This window comes from Arundinibacter roseus, assembly GCF_004348825.1.
GTDB classification, from domain to species: domain Bacteria; phylum Bacteroidota; class Bacteroidia; order Cytophagales; family Spirosomataceae; genus Arundinibacter; species Arundinibacter roseus.
The window spans coordinates 79,345-95,310 of record NZ_SMJU01000014.1; the positions used below are offsets into that span (position 1 = coordinate 79,345).

11 protein-coding genes are annotated in these 15,966 nt (G+C 49.6%); 7 read left to right on the top strand and 4 right to left on the bottom strand.

Going from position 1 to position 15,966, the window contains the following annotated elements; translation table 11 throughout:
- Positions 1-4: 4 nt before the first annotated feature.
- On the bottom strand, positions 5-358 hold the full coding sequence (nirD, locus tag EZE20_RS19475; RefSeq protein WP_132120846.1) for a nitrite reductase small subunit NirD: 354 nt from the start codon (positions 356-358) through the stop codon (positions 5-7).
- A 43-nt stretch (positions 359-401) separates the two neighbouring features.
- Entirely contained in the window at positions 402-2,933 is a 2,532-nt protein-coding gene (gene nirB, locus EZE20_RS19480) for a nitrite reductase large subunit NirB (protein ID WP_132120848.1), read from the bottom strand.
- Between the two features lie 278 nt (positions 2,934-3,211).
- On the opposite strand from nirB, the gene cobA reads away from it, so the two are divergent.
- From cobA to EZE20_RS19510, 6 genes are all read left to right on the top strand, one after another.
- Positions 3,212-3,985, top strand: coding sequence for a uroporphyrinogen-III C-methyltransferase (cobA, locus tag EZE20_RS19485; protein ID WP_132120850.1), 774 nt, complete (start codon positions 3,212-3,214; stop codon positions 3,983-3,985).
- A 231-nt stretch (positions 3,986-4,216) separates the two neighbouring features.
- Positions 4,217-5,587 carry an alginate export family protein gene (locus EZE20_RS19490; RefSeq protein ID WP_132120852.1) on the top strand — a complete coding sequence of 457 codons (1,371 nt, stop codon included), beginning with the start codon at positions 4,217-4,219 and terminating at the stop codon, positions 5,585-5,587.
- 23 nt (positions 5,588-5,610) lie between these two features.
- Entirely contained in the window at positions 5,611-6,909 is a 1,299-nt protein-coding gene (locus EZE20_RS19495; protein ID WP_132120854.1) for a NarK family nitrate/nitrite MFS transporter, read from the top strand.
- Between the two features lie 83 nt (positions 6,910-6,992).
- Positions 6,993-10,511 (top strand): nitrate reductase, encoded by a 3,519-nt coding sequence (locus tag EZE20_RS19500; protein ID WP_132120856.1) that lies wholly within the window; start codon positions 6,993-6,995, stop codon positions 10,509-10,511.
- A 24-nt stretch (positions 10,512-10,535) separates the two neighbouring features.
- Positions 10,536-11,993: a rubredoxin gene (locus EZE20_RS19505; protein WP_132120858.1), complete on the top strand. Its 1,458-nt coding sequence runs from the start codon at positions 10,536-10,538 to the stop codon at positions 11,991-11,993.
- Between the two features lie 25 nt (positions 11,994-12,018).
- Positions 12,019-12,495, top strand: coding sequence for a nitrate reductase associated protein (locus EZE20_RS19510; protein ID WP_132120860.1), 477 nt, complete (start codon positions 12,019-12,021; stop codon positions 12,493-12,495).
- Here EZE20_RS19510 and EZE20_RS19515 read toward each other — a convergent pair.
- A complete protein-coding gene (locus EZE20_RS19515; protein WP_165933534.1) occupies positions 12,483-13,100 on the bottom strand; it encodes a molybdenum cofactor guanylyltransferase in 618 nt (205 codons plus the stop codon). The two genes, EZE20_RS19510 and EZE20_RS19515, sit on opposite strands and share 13 nt — an antisense overlap.
- Positions 13,101-13,113: 13 nt before the next feature.
- Entirely contained in the window at positions 13,114-13,740 is a 627-nt protein-coding gene (locus tag EZE20_RS19520; RefSeq protein WP_132120864.1) for a precorrin-2 dehydrogenase/sirohydrochlorin ferrochelatase family protein, read from the bottom strand.
- A gap of 213 nt (positions 13,741-13,953) precedes the next feature.
- Here EZE20_RS19520 and EZE20_RS19525 point away from each other — a divergent pair, with 213 nt between their 5' ends.
- Entirely contained in the window at positions 13,954-15,903 is a 1,950-nt protein-coding gene (locus EZE20_RS19525; RefSeq protein WP_132120866.1) for an ABC-F family ATP-binding cassette domain-containing protein, read from the top strand.
- Positions 15,904-15,966: the final 63 nt, after the last annotated feature.

Here is a 15,966-nt window from a genome sequence, read left to right on the forward strand (position 1 = left end):
TTTGTTAAATTCCTATAAATACCCGGTTATCTTTTACCCGCACCGGAAAGGTCTGTATTTTGTACGCTTCGTCCGTCAGGCATTTGCCCGATTCCAGCGAAAAAGTTTTTTTATGAAATGGGCAGGCTACTTTCGGCTCGTCGTGCTGACTGCCGATGAGCCCGCGCGAGAGCGCCATTTGCTGTCGATGCGGGCATTGATTATCGGTTGCGTACCATTTTCCTCTTCTTGAAAAATTAAAAATAGCAATCTGACGCCCTTCAATCAGCGCACAAACACCCCCATCTTCCGGTACATCAGCCACGTGACAGGCCATGTGCCAGGTAATTTTTTCGGGTATATCGAGTAATAGTTCCATGTTCTGTTAATTTTTTCCACGTGAGTTTTTAGTAAACATCTAATCAGGAAACGGCCCATTCTTTGGCCTTTTTTTGTCCCCGAAGTTCATCAAATCCAACGGTAGGATCTTTTTCTGCGGGGGCATTGACGAAGTGAGAAAAATGCCGCCGTAACTCGGGCGTTTCTACCACCTCTTTCCACTCGCAGCGGTATACATCAATAAGCTTTTGCATATCTGCTTCCAGCGATGCTGCAATGCCAAGCGCATCGTCAACCACTACCGATTTGAGGTAGGCCATTCCCCCTTCCATTTTGTTGAGCCAGGTAGCGGTTCGCGTAAGCGGGTCGGCGGTTTTGATATAAAACATCAGGAAACGGTCAATGAGTCGGACGCACATTTCTTTGTCTACATCAGTAGCCAGAAGTTGCGCATGCTGCGGTTTTGAGCCACCGTTGCCGCAAACGTAAAGATTCCAGCCTTTTTCGGTGGCAATAATTCCAAAATCCTTGCTTTGCGCTTCGGCACACTCCCGAATACAGCCCGAAACAGCCGATTTGAGCTTGTGCGGCGAGCGGATTCCCTTGTAGCGATTTTCGATTTCGATGGCAAAACTCACCGAATCCTGCACACCAAACCGACACCAGGTAGAGCCAACGCAACTTTTGACGGTTCGCAGCGCTTTGCCGTAGGCATGTCCGCTTTCAAAGCCAGCGGCAATGAGCGTTTCCCAAATAGCGGGCAAGTCGCCTACATGAGCCCCGAAAAGATCAATACGCTGTCCGCCGGTAATTTTGGTATACAGCCCATATTTTTGAGCAACTTCACCAATAACGATCAGTTTTTCCGGCGTTATTTCTCCGCCCGGAATACGCGGCACAACGGAATACGTGCCACCTTTCTGAATATTGGCCAGAAAACGGTCGTTGGAATCCTGCACGGGAGCGAGGTTGTTAGCCAGTACATTTTCGTTCCAGGCACTTGCCAGCACCGACGCCACAAGTGGTTTGCAGACTTCGCAGCCATCGCCTTTTCCAAAATGATCCAAAACGCTATTGTAGGTGCGCAGGTCATTGAGTTTTACCAAATCGAGTAATTCCTGCCGGGTATAGTCAAAATGTTCACAAATAAGATTACGGACATAAATGCCCTGCTTTTTCATGACGGCATGAATCAAATCCTTCACCATCGGCGTGCAGCCACCGCAGCCTGTGCAGGCTTTGATGCTTTTTTTGAGTGCTTCCACCGACGTTTGTCCGTGCGTTTCTACCTGTTCGCAAATCATACCTTTGGTAATTCCTTCGCAGGAACAAATCAGAGCATCGTCGGGTAGTGACAGCACACCGGCACCGGCTTCCTCTGCCTCGCCTCCCCGACTGCCGAGCATCAGATCTTCGGGATTTGGAGGAAGCAAAATAGCGTTTTTGTAGGTTTGAAGCAGCATGTTGTACTGCGACGCATCGCCTACCAAAATGCCGCCGAGCAGGTATTTACCATCGGTCGACAGGTTCATTCGTTTATAAATCCCTTTGGCTTTATTCTCATAGCGAATGGTACGACAGGCGGGTTCGCTCAAAAAAGGATCGCCAAAACTTGCTACATCGACCCCGATCAATTTGAGTTTGGTGGACATATCAAACGGCTTAAACTCCTTGGTTTTTCCCGTAAGTTGAGCGGCCACAACCTCGGCCATTTCGTATCCGGGCGCTACCAAACCATAGATCATTTGGTGCACAAGGGCGCATTCGCCAATGGCGAAAATGGCCGGATCGGACGTTTGTAACGATTCGTTGACTACGATACCACCGCGCGGATGCGTGGCCAGCCCGGCTGCTTTGGCGAGCTCGTCGCGCGGGCGAATGCCTGCCGAAATGACCAGCATATCCAGATCCAACCGTTGATTGTCGTCAAACAGCAGCCCGTCTATTTTTTTCTCACCAGTAATTTCCCGCGTGCTTTTGGACAGATGCATATGCAGGCCCAGCTGTTGCAGCTGTTCTTTCAGAATGTCTGAACCGGCCTCGTCGATTTGACGGGGCATCAGCCGGGATGCAAACTCAATGACGTGCGTCTGCTGCAACCCCAGGTCCAGGAGCGCTTTTGCGGCTTCAAGCCCCAGCAGCCCGCCACCCAGCACACCGCCTTTGCGAGCCGTGCGGGCGTGAGCCTGAATAAGGTCAAGATCCTCGATGGTTCGATACACAAAAACACCTTCCTTGTCCACTCCCGGGATCGTTGGCACAAAGGCTCCCGACCCGGTAGCCAATACCAGATAGTCATAGTTAACTACGACTCCATGATGTGAACGAACCTGCCGGGCAGTGCGATCAATAGCAACGACCGGATCAGACAAGTACAGCGTAATTCCCCGTTCCTGATACCAGGAAGCGGGTGCAAGTTCTAAATCTTCGGCAGATTTGCCGTCGAAATAAGCGCTCAGATGAACTCTGTCATAGGCTACGCGCGGCTCTTCCCCAAAAACCGTAATGCCTATTTTCGAGCCCTCCTCACTACGAGCCACTAGTTTTTCACAAAACTTGTAGCCTGTCATGCCGTTGCCAACTACAACGACCTGAATTGTTTTTGTTGTGCTCATAGTTAATAATAACTATTTAATTAGTATAACCCTGTAATTTTATTGTACTTTTTAAAGAATGACCTTTGCCTTCTATCAATTAGTACAGATCAAAATTAAACCGTGTTTTTCTAATTTCCTAACTTTTTATTTCAAACTAAGTTATTTTTTCACCCTATTTTTTGGCAAAAGTCTTGTTTTATAAAATTATAGCCTTAATTTTGAACCATAGTTAATCATAGTATTAATTAACTATTCATGGTATAATTCTAATATCACCTAAATAACATACCTGAGATATGACACCACAGCTGACACTCGTGGGGGCGGGACCCGGCGATGGAGAACTCATCACACTTAAAGGAGTAAAGGCACTCAAATGCGCCGACGTTGTGTTGTACGATGCACTGGTAAATCCAGAACTTTTGGCGTATTGCCCGGCGCATACATTTAAAATGTATACCGGAAAACGCGCCGGTCGACACTCCTTTCAACAGCACGAAATCAACAGTCTCATCGTGCGTTTGGCCCGGAAGCGCGGCCACGTCGTACGCCTGAAAGGTGGCGATCCGTTTGTGTTTGGACGGGGACACGAAGAAATTAACTATGCGCAGCAACACGGAATTGCGTGCGAGATTATTCCAGGGATTTCCAGCTGCACCGCCGTGCCGGCCTTACACGGAATTCCGGTAACCCGGCGGGGGGTGAGTGAGAGTTTTTGGGTATTGACCGGCACTACGCAGGAAGGCAAACTAACGGACGACCTGTACCTTGCGGCGCGCTCGAACGCAACGGTGGTTATTTTGATGGGTTTAAAAAAAATACAGGAAATCTGTTCATTGTATCACACCTTAGGTCGGGGAGAAATTCCGATGGCGGTAATCCAAAATGGCAGCCGGGCGCACGAAAACTGCGTGATTGGGTGCGCAAACGAGATGCCTGAATTACTGAAAAGCAGGTCGATTGGTGCGGTGGGGGCCGCTGGACCTGCGGTTATTGTGGTGGGTGACGTGGTGGCTTTACATCCCGACTACGTACTCGACTATGTACAGCGTGGGTCGGTAACGGCCTAAAAAAAGCCGATCCGGTGTGGGGGCACCATATGGATCGGCCTTACAGGATTTGTCTATGTTAAACACAAACGATTCAAAGAAAATGAAAATTCGCACATAACACAAATCACTTTCGCCCGCATCGGACTGCCGCAAGTGGCTGAATGCCTGACCTGACCTGCCTGAACTCTCATTTACAGAGTTTTATAGACGCGCCTTTGATTTTCATTTTCAATTCAGGATTATTTTTTCATGAAAATATATATGGTTCCGGCTCTACTTGCCGGCATTTGGCTCCTGCTTTTGGCAGAAAGCACACAGGCCCAATTTACTATGAGCGGCCAACTACGAACCCGTACAGAACTCCGCGACGGACAGGGCAGTCCGTTGGCTGATGGCCAAACGCCCGCTTTTTTTACCTCGCAACGAACCCGCCTTCTGATGGCATACAAAGCACCCCGGATGCGGTTCAGGGCTACCTTGCAGGATGTACGCGTGTGGGGACAGGACGCCTCTACCAACAACCGCATTACCCGGCCCGATCTGAACGGTCTGATGCTGCACGAGGCATGGGCCGAAATCGATTTGACTGATACTACCCAAACCCACGCTGCTTACACTGTTTCGCTCAAACTAGGGCGGCAGGAACTAATGTATGACGATAGTCGGCTGTTGGGAAATCTGGATTGGCTGCAACAGGCCCGCCGCCACGATGCGGCAGTTTTGAAGGTTGAGCACTCAGAATTTATAGCGCATGCAGGCGTGGCGTATAATCAGAACCGTGAGGCTTCGTCGGGTCGTACGTACAACGGCATTCCGACGGGCTACCCCGCCGGAACCAACGGAATCGGCACGCAGTACAAATCGCTCCAATATCTGTATTTGGCAAAAAAATTGTCCGCCGGAAACCTGTCTTTCCTGGCTCTGAAAGATGATTTTAACCGCTATTCTCTTTCCGAAACCGGCGAAAAAGTATGGACAACCGGTGTGTGGAGCCGAGTCACTGCCGGGCCCTATCTGAGCACGCAGCTGGGTAAAAATCTGACCCTTACGAGCAGTGCTTACATACAGGCAGGCCACGACAAAGACGGGCATAAATTACGAGCCAGTTCTTTGTCAATCAGTACATTATATAACTTTGGTTCACGTCTGAAACTCGGGCCGGGGGTTGATTTTCTTTCGGGAAACAGCGCGGGTACAAGCCGCTCGCAGCGCTTTGATCCGCTGTACGGCACGCCTCATAAATTCTGGGGACAAATGGATTATTTCTACGTGGCCAATGGGTTCGGCTCAGGCGGGCTGCTCAACTACTACCTGAATGCGACCTACCGGCTTTCCGGCAAAGTCTCCGGCACAGTAGACTACCATATTTTCAGAAGTCCAAATGATATTGCATTTAGCGATGCACCTCAGCTTAACCGTTCTTTGGGCAGTGAAATCGACGTCATTCTTAATTACACGCTCGCCCCTGCGGTGGGCATACAGCTAGGCTACGCGCACTACTTCACTACGCCCACACTCCTGGCAGCCAAAGGCGTGACATCTACCCGAACCGGCGCCAATTGGGCCTATCTGTCGCTCAATATCACCCCACAGTTTTTGCAATCAAGTAATCATTATTGAATCCATTAAATTCGTATAAAATCATGACGACTTCTCAAAAACCTTTACAAAAATTATCAATATTCAGCCTGAAAGGCATTCAAATGCGCACCTTTCATTTGTCGTGGCTGGCTTTTTTCATGTGCTTCTTCGGCTGGTTTGGCCTGGCTCCTTTGATGAAAATCGTAAAAGACGATTTGGGGCTGGATAAGGGTCAAATCGGAAACATTATCATCTCTTCGGTAGCCGCTACGGTCATTGCCCGGGTTCTGGTAGGCCGTTTGTGTGATACCTGGGGGCCTCGCAAAACCTACACAGCGCTTTTGGCAATATGTGCACTGCCGGTTATGGCGGTGGGTTTGTCCTATAACTACGAGACATTTCTGCTTTTTCGGCTGGCTATTGGCGTCATTGGCGCTTCGTTTGTCATTACGCAGTACCATACTTCGGTTATGTTTGACCCAAAAATCGTGGGCACGGCCAACGCAGTTTCGGGCGGCTGGGGAAATCTTGGCGGTGGCGTAACCAACATGGTTATGCCGCTCATTTTCGCAGGTTTTGTTGGGCTAGGCTACCTTCCGGCAGCGGCCTGGCGGCTGGCAATGGTTGTGCCGGGTGTGCTATTGCTCGTGATGGCCGTTTTGTATTGGAGATTTACAAAAGATACACCCGCCGGAAACTTTGAGGACCTGCCGGCCCGTAGCGCCAAAGCTACCAAGGAAGGTTCGCTGCGCGAGGCTGCCCGCGACCCGCGCACGTGGATACTTTTTCTGGCTTATGGCGCTTGTTTTGGAATAGAGGTAACATTCGACAACGTCGCGGCGCTGTTTTTTGCCGAAAAATTTGGTGCAAGTCTCACCCTCGCCGGACTTTTGGCAGGTGCGTTTGGCTTCATGAATATTTTCGCACGAGCGCTCGGCGGCATGCTCGCCGACCACGTCGGTAATCGGTTCGGGATGGCGGGAAAAGGCTGGCTGTTGGCCGGGCTGCTGGTTCTGGAAGGTGCGGGGATCGCCATTTTTGGGCTCACCGATAACCTCACAATGGCTATTATTTCGATGATAATTTTTGCGCTATTTCTAAAAATGGCCAACGGAACTACCTACGCAATTGTACCCTTTGTCAACCGCAAAGCCCTTGGCTCCGTCAGTGGCATTGTGGGTGCAGGCGGCAACGTAGGCGCAGTGCTTGCGGGTTTTCTTTTCAAATCATCTTCGCTGACTTATTCCGACGCATTTATGTACATCGGCCTGGCCGTGGTACTGGTGGGCGGCATTGTGGCCGTAACGCGCTTCACGACCAAAAAGGAAGTGATCGAAGAACCTGAACTCGCCGTAGCCTAAGGAGGTGAAAGTCGCTTGCTAAAAGTCGCTTGCTAAAAGCCGGACACGAAAAAAATGATTGGATTTTTAACGGTACATTTTTTATGGATCAATCTAAGAAAACGGTAAAAACAACCTGCTGCTATTGCGGCGTGGGCTGCGGAATCGTGGTGCAGCAACAGGCAAACGGTCGACTGACGCTGGAAGGCGACAAAAGCCATCCCGTCAACAAAGGTCACTTGTGCTCCAAAGGCATGAACCTGCACTACACAGCCATGGATTATAGCGATCGATTGCTGTACCCGCAGATGCGCATGAACCGCAGCATGCCGTTGCAGCGGGTCAGCTGGGACGCTGCCCTGGAACGGACCGCCACGGTTTTTCGACGATTTATTGAAAAATACGGTCCCGATTCCGTCGCTTTTTACGTGTCAGGGCAATGCCTTACCGAAGAATATTATTTAGTTAATAAACTGATTAAAGGCTTTATTGGCTCCAATAATATTGATACCAACTCTCGTCTGTGCATGAGCTCAGCAGTGGCGGGCTACAAACTTTCTCTGGGAGAAGACAGTGTGCCGATTTGTTACGATGATATTGAGCAGGCCGATGTGTTTTTTGTGCAGGGGGCCAATCCAGCCTGGTGCCATCCGATTTTGTGGCAGCGTATCGAAGCTCACAAAGCCATTAATCCGCAGGTAAAAATCATTACAGTAGATCCCCGAATTACCGACACGGCCCGCTCCGCGGATTTGCATCTCGCCATTCGGCCCGGAACTGACATTACACTCAACCACGCGATTGGTCGTGAATTGATAGAAAATGGTCATATTGATTCAGATTTCATTCTCGATCATACCTATGGTTTTTCGGCCTACCGCGAGGGAGTAATGCAACGAACGGTGGAGGAAGCCGCTGACATCTGCGGTCTTACACCTGAGGCAATTCGGAAAGCTGCCCGTTGGATCGGACAGGCCAAAGGTTTTCTTTCGCTTTGGACTATGGGCATGAATCAGTCCGTGATTGGGGTAAATAAAAATCTTTCGCTCATCAACCTTCATCTCATTACAGGCCGAATCGGTACGCCGGGAAACGGGCCTTTTTCACTGACGGGCCAACCCAACGCTATGGGCGGGCGCGAAACCGGCGGATTGGCCAACAGCCTGCCCGCACACCGCGACGTCACAAATCCGGAGCATCGGGCTTTTATGGAAAACTTTTGGAAAAGTCCGCAACCCATTGCCCACAAACCCGGACTGACCGCAACCGAAATGTTTGACGCCCTGAAAGACGACCGGCTCAAAGCGATCTGGATTATCAATACCAATCCGCTGGTGAGTATGCCCGATGTACAGCAAACGGAGCTGGCGCTCCAAAAAAGTCGTTTTGTGGTTGTTCAGGATATTTCGCAGAGGGCAGACACGGTGGCTTTTGCTGACGTGGTACTGCCCGCCGCGGCATGGCTCGAAAAAGATGGAACAATGACCAATGCCGAGCGACGTATCACGTACCTTCCCAAACTTATGGATGCGCCCGGCGAAGCTTTGCCTGATCTGGAAATAATCCTGCGATTCGCCCAAAAAATGGGTTTTCAGGAACACTTCAATCATTCCTCGGCAGCCGAAGTTTATGAGGAATATGTAAAAACCACAGCTAATACCAACATCAATATCAGCGGATTGACGCATGTCGAAATTCAGAAGCAGCGCAGCGTGCAGTGGCCCTACTCGCCTACGCAAACAGCGGAATCGGCGAAGAGGCTTTTTGCAGATCATCTTTTTTTCACCCCCAACAAACGAGCGCAAATCAAAGCGGTGCCGGATGAAAACAGGTCCGAGCCTACCGATCCGGAATTCCCGCTTGTGCTCACCACGGGCCGCGTTCGTGACCACTGGCACACGATGACCAAAACGGACAAAGTAGCCCGGCTCCAGCAACATACGTCTCAGCCAGAATTGCAGCTACATCCACAGGATGCAGCCGCACGAGGCATTCGGGATCAGCAGTTGGTGGTAGTTTCGGGCCGACGGGGCGAAGTGCGGGTAAAAGCCCGGCTTTCGGAGGACACCAAACCGGGCGTTTGTTTTTTACCCATGCACTGGGGAAAAATTCAAGGGAGCATTTTAGGCCGAGCCAACAACCTGACCAATAGCCTGGTAGACCCAATTTCCAAAGAACCAGATTTCAAATTCACCGCTGTTCAGGTAGCGATTTTTGAAAAACCGATTGAAAAAATAATCGTCATTGGCGCGGGCTCAGCCGGCCTTGGATTTATTAATGCGTATCGGGCCACTAATCAGCGCGATGAAATTCATGTTTTTTCCAAAGAAATTTTTCCGTTTTACAACCGCGTGTTACTACCCGACTACATCAGCGGTGCGCAGTCCTGGGAACAACTCGTCAAACTACGGGAAGATCAGTTTGAAAATCAGGGAATTGTAGTTCATAAAGGCTTGGGAGTAACGGCGATTGATCGTTCACAAAAAACTATAACGGATACCAACGGGCAAATCCACAGCTACGACAAGTTAGTTTTGGGCACGGGTAGCCGCGCCTTTATGCCCAAAGGAATACCCGCATTGAAGGGCATACTAAATATGCGCTCACGCCTTGATGCCGATGCGCTTACGCCCTTTCTCACCAACCCTGATCCGCACGTGGTCATTGTGGGGGGCGGTTTACTGGGGCTTGAACTAGCAGCTTCGCTGCGCAGCCTGAACGTCCGTGTAAGCATTGTGCAGCGCATCAGCCGCTTCATGGAACGGCAGCTTGATCCGCTGGCAGGAGAATTGCTTTATCAGGAAATACGAGAGCGGGGAATTGAGGTATACTTTAACGACGAAGTTCAAACTTTTTATGGCACCGACTCGCTTCAGGGACTACACCTCAAATCGGGGCGACGCATTAGCTGTCAGGCCGTTGTTATTGCCATTGGCACCATCCCGAATACCGAACTTGCACAAGCCGCCGGGCTGGAATGCAACCGGGGCGTGCTGGTCAATGACTGGATGCAAACAACTGATCCTGATATATTTGCGGCGGGAGAAATCGCTCAATGGCGCGGACAAATGTGGGGCATTACGCTGGCCGCTGAGCAGCAGGCGGAGGTCATTGCGCAGGTCATCAGCGGTGATTTCTCGCAACCGTACGAAGGAAGTGTATCAGTCAATATTCTCAAAATGGAAGGCTTGCATCTGTGCAGCATTGGCCTGTCCGAGGCCCCGCCGGATGACCCAACGTACGAAGAAATCACGTTTCTGGACAAGGCACGGCGCTACTACAAAAAATGTATTGTACATAAAGACAAGCTCGTAGGCGCTGTCCTGGTCGGTGATAAAAATGAATTCAATGAATTTCGTGACCTGATTAGTCGAGGTACAGAGCTTTCTGAAAAGCGGCTTCAACTCCTTCGTTCAGGCGCAGCAAGCAACCCGCAGGTTGGCAAACTCGTGTGTTCGTGTCAGTCGGTAGGTCAGGGAAATATCGAAAAAGCGATTCGGGAAGGCTGTACAGATTTTAAGCAACTTTGCCAGCAAACTGGCGCCGGAACCGGATGCGGGTCCTGTCGCCCGGAAGTACGTTCTATTCTGGAAAATTGCCTGGTTTCTGAACAGGTATTTTAAGTCTGATTTTTATAAAAAATGACTATGCAAGACGCTCATACAATCAAAATAAACCTGCCGGGCGGCATCATTTCACCGGGTCGGCTACTCGAACTCCTTACGCTGATACAGAAAGCCAAAGTTTCGGACGTCCGCTTCGGTTCCCGGCAGCAACTGTTGTTTCAGGTACCTATTGAAGACTGGGAATTTTTGAAACAAGAATTTGAGACAAATCAGGTTTTGTTTGAAAAAGATTCCGACAACTTTCCTAACATCATCAGTTCCTACTGTGCCGAAGGGGTATTCAGAACCGGGCAGTGGCTGTGCGAAAGTGAATACCATACCGTGCTGGACGGCTTTGAACATACACCCGCATTAAAAATAAATCTCTCCGATTCACATCAGAGTTTTACGCCATTTTTTACCGGAAATCTAAATTTCATTGCTTCTTCCGAGCCTCATTTCTGGTTCCTGTACCTACGCCCAATACAGTCCAACGACTTATTTCGCTGGCCCGAGTTGATCTACTCAGCCGACATTGCCCGATTGTCGCAGGCGCTGGAACAAGTCATGGAAGATTCGGGAAATTGTACCATTCAGGATTGGCATTCAGCCGTGCATTTACACCAAACATTTATTACCCAACCGGCTTTTGACGAAGTACACTTGCCCGAATTTTCACTTCCTTACTACGAAGGATTCAACCGGTACGGCGAGCGCTCGTGGCTGGGATTGTACCGCCGCAACGAATGGTTTTCCATCGCCTTCCTCCGCGACTTATGTGCGCTTTGCGTGGATACCCGCCTGGGCGAGCTGTGTACAACCCCCTGGAAGTCATTGATTATCAAAGGCATTGAAGAGAAAAATCGTCCGCAGTGGAGTCGGATTCTGGGGCGGCACAACATCAATGTGCGACACACGGCGAGTGAGCTTGCCTGGCAAACCGACGAACATTGCCGGGAAGGAATTGCGTTAAAAAACTACATCCGAAGTTATTTTGAGAAAAACGATACCCGCACTTTTGGCCTGTGCTTTGGCATTCAGACTCGTCCCGAAGCGGAAGTTTTTGGTTCGGTATTAATTCGAAAACGCGCGCTTTTTTCGTGGCGAGGCTGGTCGCTGTTCCCGGTGTATGATTTGTACTATACTGAAAATTTCAACCCAAACAGTCGGGTTTATTTTTTGCAGGAAACAGGTTTACTAAAAAACCACTTGCCTCGCGAAGTAGAGAATGTATGCCGCAGATTTAACGCACAGCGACAGAAGCAATCGCCCGTCCGCATCCGAACCGAAGCGGCCCTCAGCCCGGCACCGCAGCCTATGTCGGAGGTTTTTGTTTGCTCCGAATGTCTGACCCACTACGATCCGGCCTACGGCGATGTTCGGGCCGGAATCCAGGCCGGAACACCCTTTGACCATCTGCCTCCTGCCTACCTCTGCCCTACCTGCGATGCGCCAAAATCGGCCTTTGAACTCCTGGAAAGTACTGCACAACTTAGTTGATTTTACTATATTCACTTCTGAACTCATGAAAACGACCCGTGTGAAGGCCATTTATTTTGAATTTGAGAACGACTTTGTCGATACGCTGCGCTGCATTCCTATGATCGTGCGTTTCAAACTGGATGCCTGCGATAAAAAATTGCAGCTGGCAGAATGGAGTCGATTACTACCCGAAGAAAAGAAGTTGCTGGCCAATTTACCCTGCCAAACTCCACAGGAAATTGCTGATTATCGGGCATGCCTGCAAGCAATGGTGCGACTACGCAGCCAAAAGGAAATCAAGGATTTGGGCGGTGTGCACGACAGCTGGAACACGCTAAGTGAAGTGCCCGAAGAAGTGCAGCAAAAAGCGCTCGAATGGAACTGCCCGCCTCCAACGCTTCAGCAATGGATACGTTTGGCTCAATTGCAGCGCTTTGCGCTGGTAAAACTCAGTCGTTCGGGCCACGAAGGTGAAAATTTCCCGAAAGCGCTGCGTGAATTTGGAATTTACACGCCCTGATTCGTTTCCAGATCGCGGGGGCTATTCCAGTTTTTGAAAGCGGCACTTTGCCCCACGGGCGCTGATTTTAACGCTGTTTTTCCAATACTTAATACATACATCAAGCTATGATGTGGCAGCAGTTGGCCGTCAAGCTGTTGCTGAACCTGCGCCAATAGTCGGCCTGAGTAAATGCCCGGAAAAGGCTGTGAGCGTTTATTTTCCTCAAAAATCCAGGCATCAAATTCCGGAAAATCGGTATAGAACCGGATCAATTCCTGCAAAAGCTCCACGGTAACCGCAGGCATGTCACACGGCAGCACGAGCACATCGGCCATTGGAAAGAGTGCATGAAAACTAAGCAGGCCTTTGAGCGGTCCGCCAACGGGCAGGGGCAAATCAAGCCGCAGACTAAACTCCGGCAGGACTACAGCTTCGTAGTTTTTTCGCTGCTTTTCCTGAATCATTACGTGCACGGGCACGCCGGCCTGTTGCAGCGTCAAACCAGCCTGATTGACCCACGCACACTCCCCTGCCGAAGTCAGCAACCCTTTGTCGTGCCCCATTCGGCGGCTTTCGCCACCGCTCAGTACGAGCCCCTGCAGCGGCAGTATTTCTTCATTCATTGGTTTCATGGGCTTAGTCCAATCCCTGATTTTCAGATTTTTCGGCTTCACTTTTTGCCACTTTCTCTTTCACCAACACCTCCGTAATCCGGTTAAGTTCTTCCACCTTGTAGGCAAAGTCGCCCCGAAGCATGTCGCGTACCGCTTTTAGTTGTTCCATCGCGGTTTCCAGATCATCCGGCAGGCTGTCGGTCAGCACTTCCCGCAGGCGTTTGGCGAGCGTTGGCGACATGCCGTTGGTCGAAATGGCGACCTTCAAGTTACCTTTTTTCACCACCGATGAAAGGTAAAAATCGCAGAAATCGGGTGTATCCGCCACGTTGCAGAGCAGGTGTTTCGTGCGGGCAACCTGTTTTATGCGTTTATTTTCTTCTTTATCATTAGTAGCTACAATCGCCAGGTCTTTCCCGTCAAGGTCTGCATCTTCAAAGCGGCGAAAAATCAGTTTAACTCGTTCTTTATCAGCGACTAACTCCTGAATCTCGGGTCGAATTTCGGGCGCAATCAGCGTGATGGTAGCCTGTGGAGAATTTCCCAAAACGGCCTCTATTTTTTCCAGACCTACATAGCCACCACCCACAATGAGCAGGTGCAGATCGGGGTTATCAAGTTTCAGAAAAATTGGGAAAAGATGGTTCAAAATGAGAAAAATTTAAGTCAATGATTTTGATAAATAAATCTATCAAATGTAACGCTATAAACCGAAATCTGTTGAGTAAGGATATCATTTGAAATCAGGATTCAGGTTTGCGCAGCATGAACAACTACCTGAAAAAGCAAACTTCCCCGAATATCAATCTAAAACTGAGGCCCGTCTTGGCCAAAATTCACACTTTCAGCGTACCTTTGTGGTATGATTGCGATAACAAACCTTAGTTACTACCTCGGCGACCGGGCACTCTATGACAGTGCCTCCCTGCACATTAAGCCCAAGCAGAAAATTGGCCTCATTGGCCTGAACGGAACCGGAAAATCGACGCTGCTGCGGATGATCAATGGCGAGTTTCAACCCGATGAAGGCAGTATCTCCAAATCAGGAGATTGTACCATCGGCTTCCTAAATCAGGATTTGCTTAGTTACCAAAGCGACGACTCTATTTTGTCGGTGGCGATGCAGGCTTTTCAGCGGCAAAATGAGTTACAAATTCAGATTGACAAAGTCATTCATGAAATGGAGATCAATTATCGCGACGAGCTGGTAGACAAGCTGGCGCGGGTGCAGGAAGAATTTGAAGCACTGGACGGTTACACTATTCAGTCCAAAGCAGAGGCTATTCTGGAAGGACTCGGATTTTCGACCAAAGACCTCGATCAGCCCCTGCGGCTCTTTTCGGGGGGCTGGCGGATGCGCGTGATGCTTGCCAAGCTTTTACTCCAAAAGCCCGCCCTGCTGATGCTCGATGAGCCTACCAACCACCTTGACTTACCGTCGATTCAGTGGGTAGAAAAGTACGTACAGAATTATGAAGGAGCCGTTATTGTGGTTAGTCACGACCGCGAATTTCTGGACAATGTTGTGGACACCATCGTAGAAGTATCGGGTGGTAAATTAAATCTGTATTCAGGAAATTATTCGTTTTATATCGAAGAGAAAGCCCTGCGGAACGAAATACAACGCGGAGCATACGAAAATCAGCAGGCCAAAATTCGTCAGACCGAGCGTTTTATTGAACGCTTTAAGGCCAAAGCGACCAAAGCCAAGCAGGTTCAAAGCCGGGTAAAAGCGCTGAACAGAATGGACACGGTAGACGAAGTGATTGACGAAAACGCCAAAGTGCATTTTCGCTTTCAGTTTACGACCCAGCCCGGCCGACACGTGTTTCAGCTGGAAGACGCCTCCAAAGCATATGGTGAGAAGGTGATTTTGGACAGTACCAATATCAGCATGGAGCGGGGCGATAAAATTGCGCTCATTGGCGCCAACGGTCGGGGAAAATCGACGGTATTGCGCGTGGTAGCAGGCACCGAGCCAATCGAAGGTGTGCGGCGACTTGGGCATAATGTGTCCTTTACGTTTTATGCGCAGCATCAGCTGGAATCGCTGAATCTGACGCACAACCTCATTGAGGAGTTAAAATACGCCAATCCGACAAAATCAGAAACGGAACTGCGGACCGTTTTGGGTTGCTTTTTGTTCTCCGGAGACGATGTATTCAAAAAAATAAAGGTGCTTTCGGGTGGTGAAAAATCACGGATTGCTCTGGCAAAAGTACTGCTTTCACAAGCCAATTTTCTACTGCTTGACGAGCCTACCAACCACCTCGACATGCAGTCGGTCAATATTCTGATTCAGGCGTTGCAGCAGTATGAGGGTAGCTATATTGTGGTGAGTCACGACCGCTATTTTGTAGAATCTATCGCCAACAAAATTTGGTATATTGAAGATCAGGAAATAAAGGAATATCCGGGCACGTATCAGGAATATGAACTATGGCTGGAAGAACGCGGATTGCAATCGGCTGTGAGTGAAAAGGCCATCGTGAGCAGCGCTCCTCCCCAAAAATCAACCGCTACTGCGCAGGCAAGCAACGGAAACGGTTCACGCAAAGATCCTTCCCCAAAACCAGATAATCAAAAAGCCCTGCGGCAGGCCCAAAAACTGATCGGCGAACTCGAAGCAAATATTACGCAGCTGGAAGCCCAAAAAGCCACTTTGGAAAAAAAACTGGCAGATCCGCACTCCTATGCGGAAAAAGGTACGCTGGAAAAACTGAACGCAGAATATGCGCATACTACCAAAAAACTGGCCGATACAACTGAAGCCTGGGAAGTGGCAATGCTGGAAGTAGAAGAACTATCCTGAATAGCTATGAGCATTTAGCGATTAGCTTTTTTGTGATTGCCTGAAATAAGTTGACCACAAATC

Bases quoted from the DNA above. Each gene is read 5' to 3' on its own strand.
- nirD (WP_132120846.1), bottom strand. From the start codon at position 358: ATGGAACTATTACTCGATATACCCGAAAAAATTACCTGGCACATGGCC.
- nirB (WP_132120848.1), bottom strand. From the start codon at position 2,933: ATGAGCACAACAAAAACAATTCAGGTCGTTGTAGTTGGCAACGGCATG.
- cobA (WP_132120850.1), top strand. From the start codon at position 3,212: ATGACACCACAGCTGACACTCGTGGGGGCGGGACCCGGCGATGGAGAA.
- EZE20_RS19490 (WP_132120852.1), top strand. From the start codon at position 4,217: ATGAAAATATATATGGTTCCGGCTCTACTTGCCGGCATTTGGCTCCTG.
- EZE20_RS19495 (WP_132120854.1), top strand. From the start codon at position 5,611: ATGACGACTTCTCAAAAACCTTTACAAAAATTATCAATATTCAGCCTG.
- EZE20_RS19500 (WP_132120856.1), top strand. From the start codon at position 6,993: ATGGATCAATCTAAGAAAACGGTAAAAACAACCTGCTGCTATTGCGGC.
- EZE20_RS19505 (WP_132120858.1), top strand. From the start codon at position 10,536: ATGCAAGACGCTCATACAATCAAAATAAACCTGCCGGGCGGCATCATT.
- EZE20_RS19510 (WP_132120860.1), top strand. From the start codon at position 12,019: ATGAAAACGACCCGTGTGAAGGCCATTTATTTTGAATTTGAGAACGAC.
- EZE20_RS19515 (WP_165933534.1), bottom strand. From the start codon at position 13,100: ATGAATGAAGAAATACTGCCGCTGCAGGGGCTCGTACTGAGCGGTGGC.
- EZE20_RS19525 (WP_132120866.1), top strand. From the start codon at position 13,954: ATGATTGCGATAACAAACCTTAGTTACTACCTCGGCGACCGGGCACTC.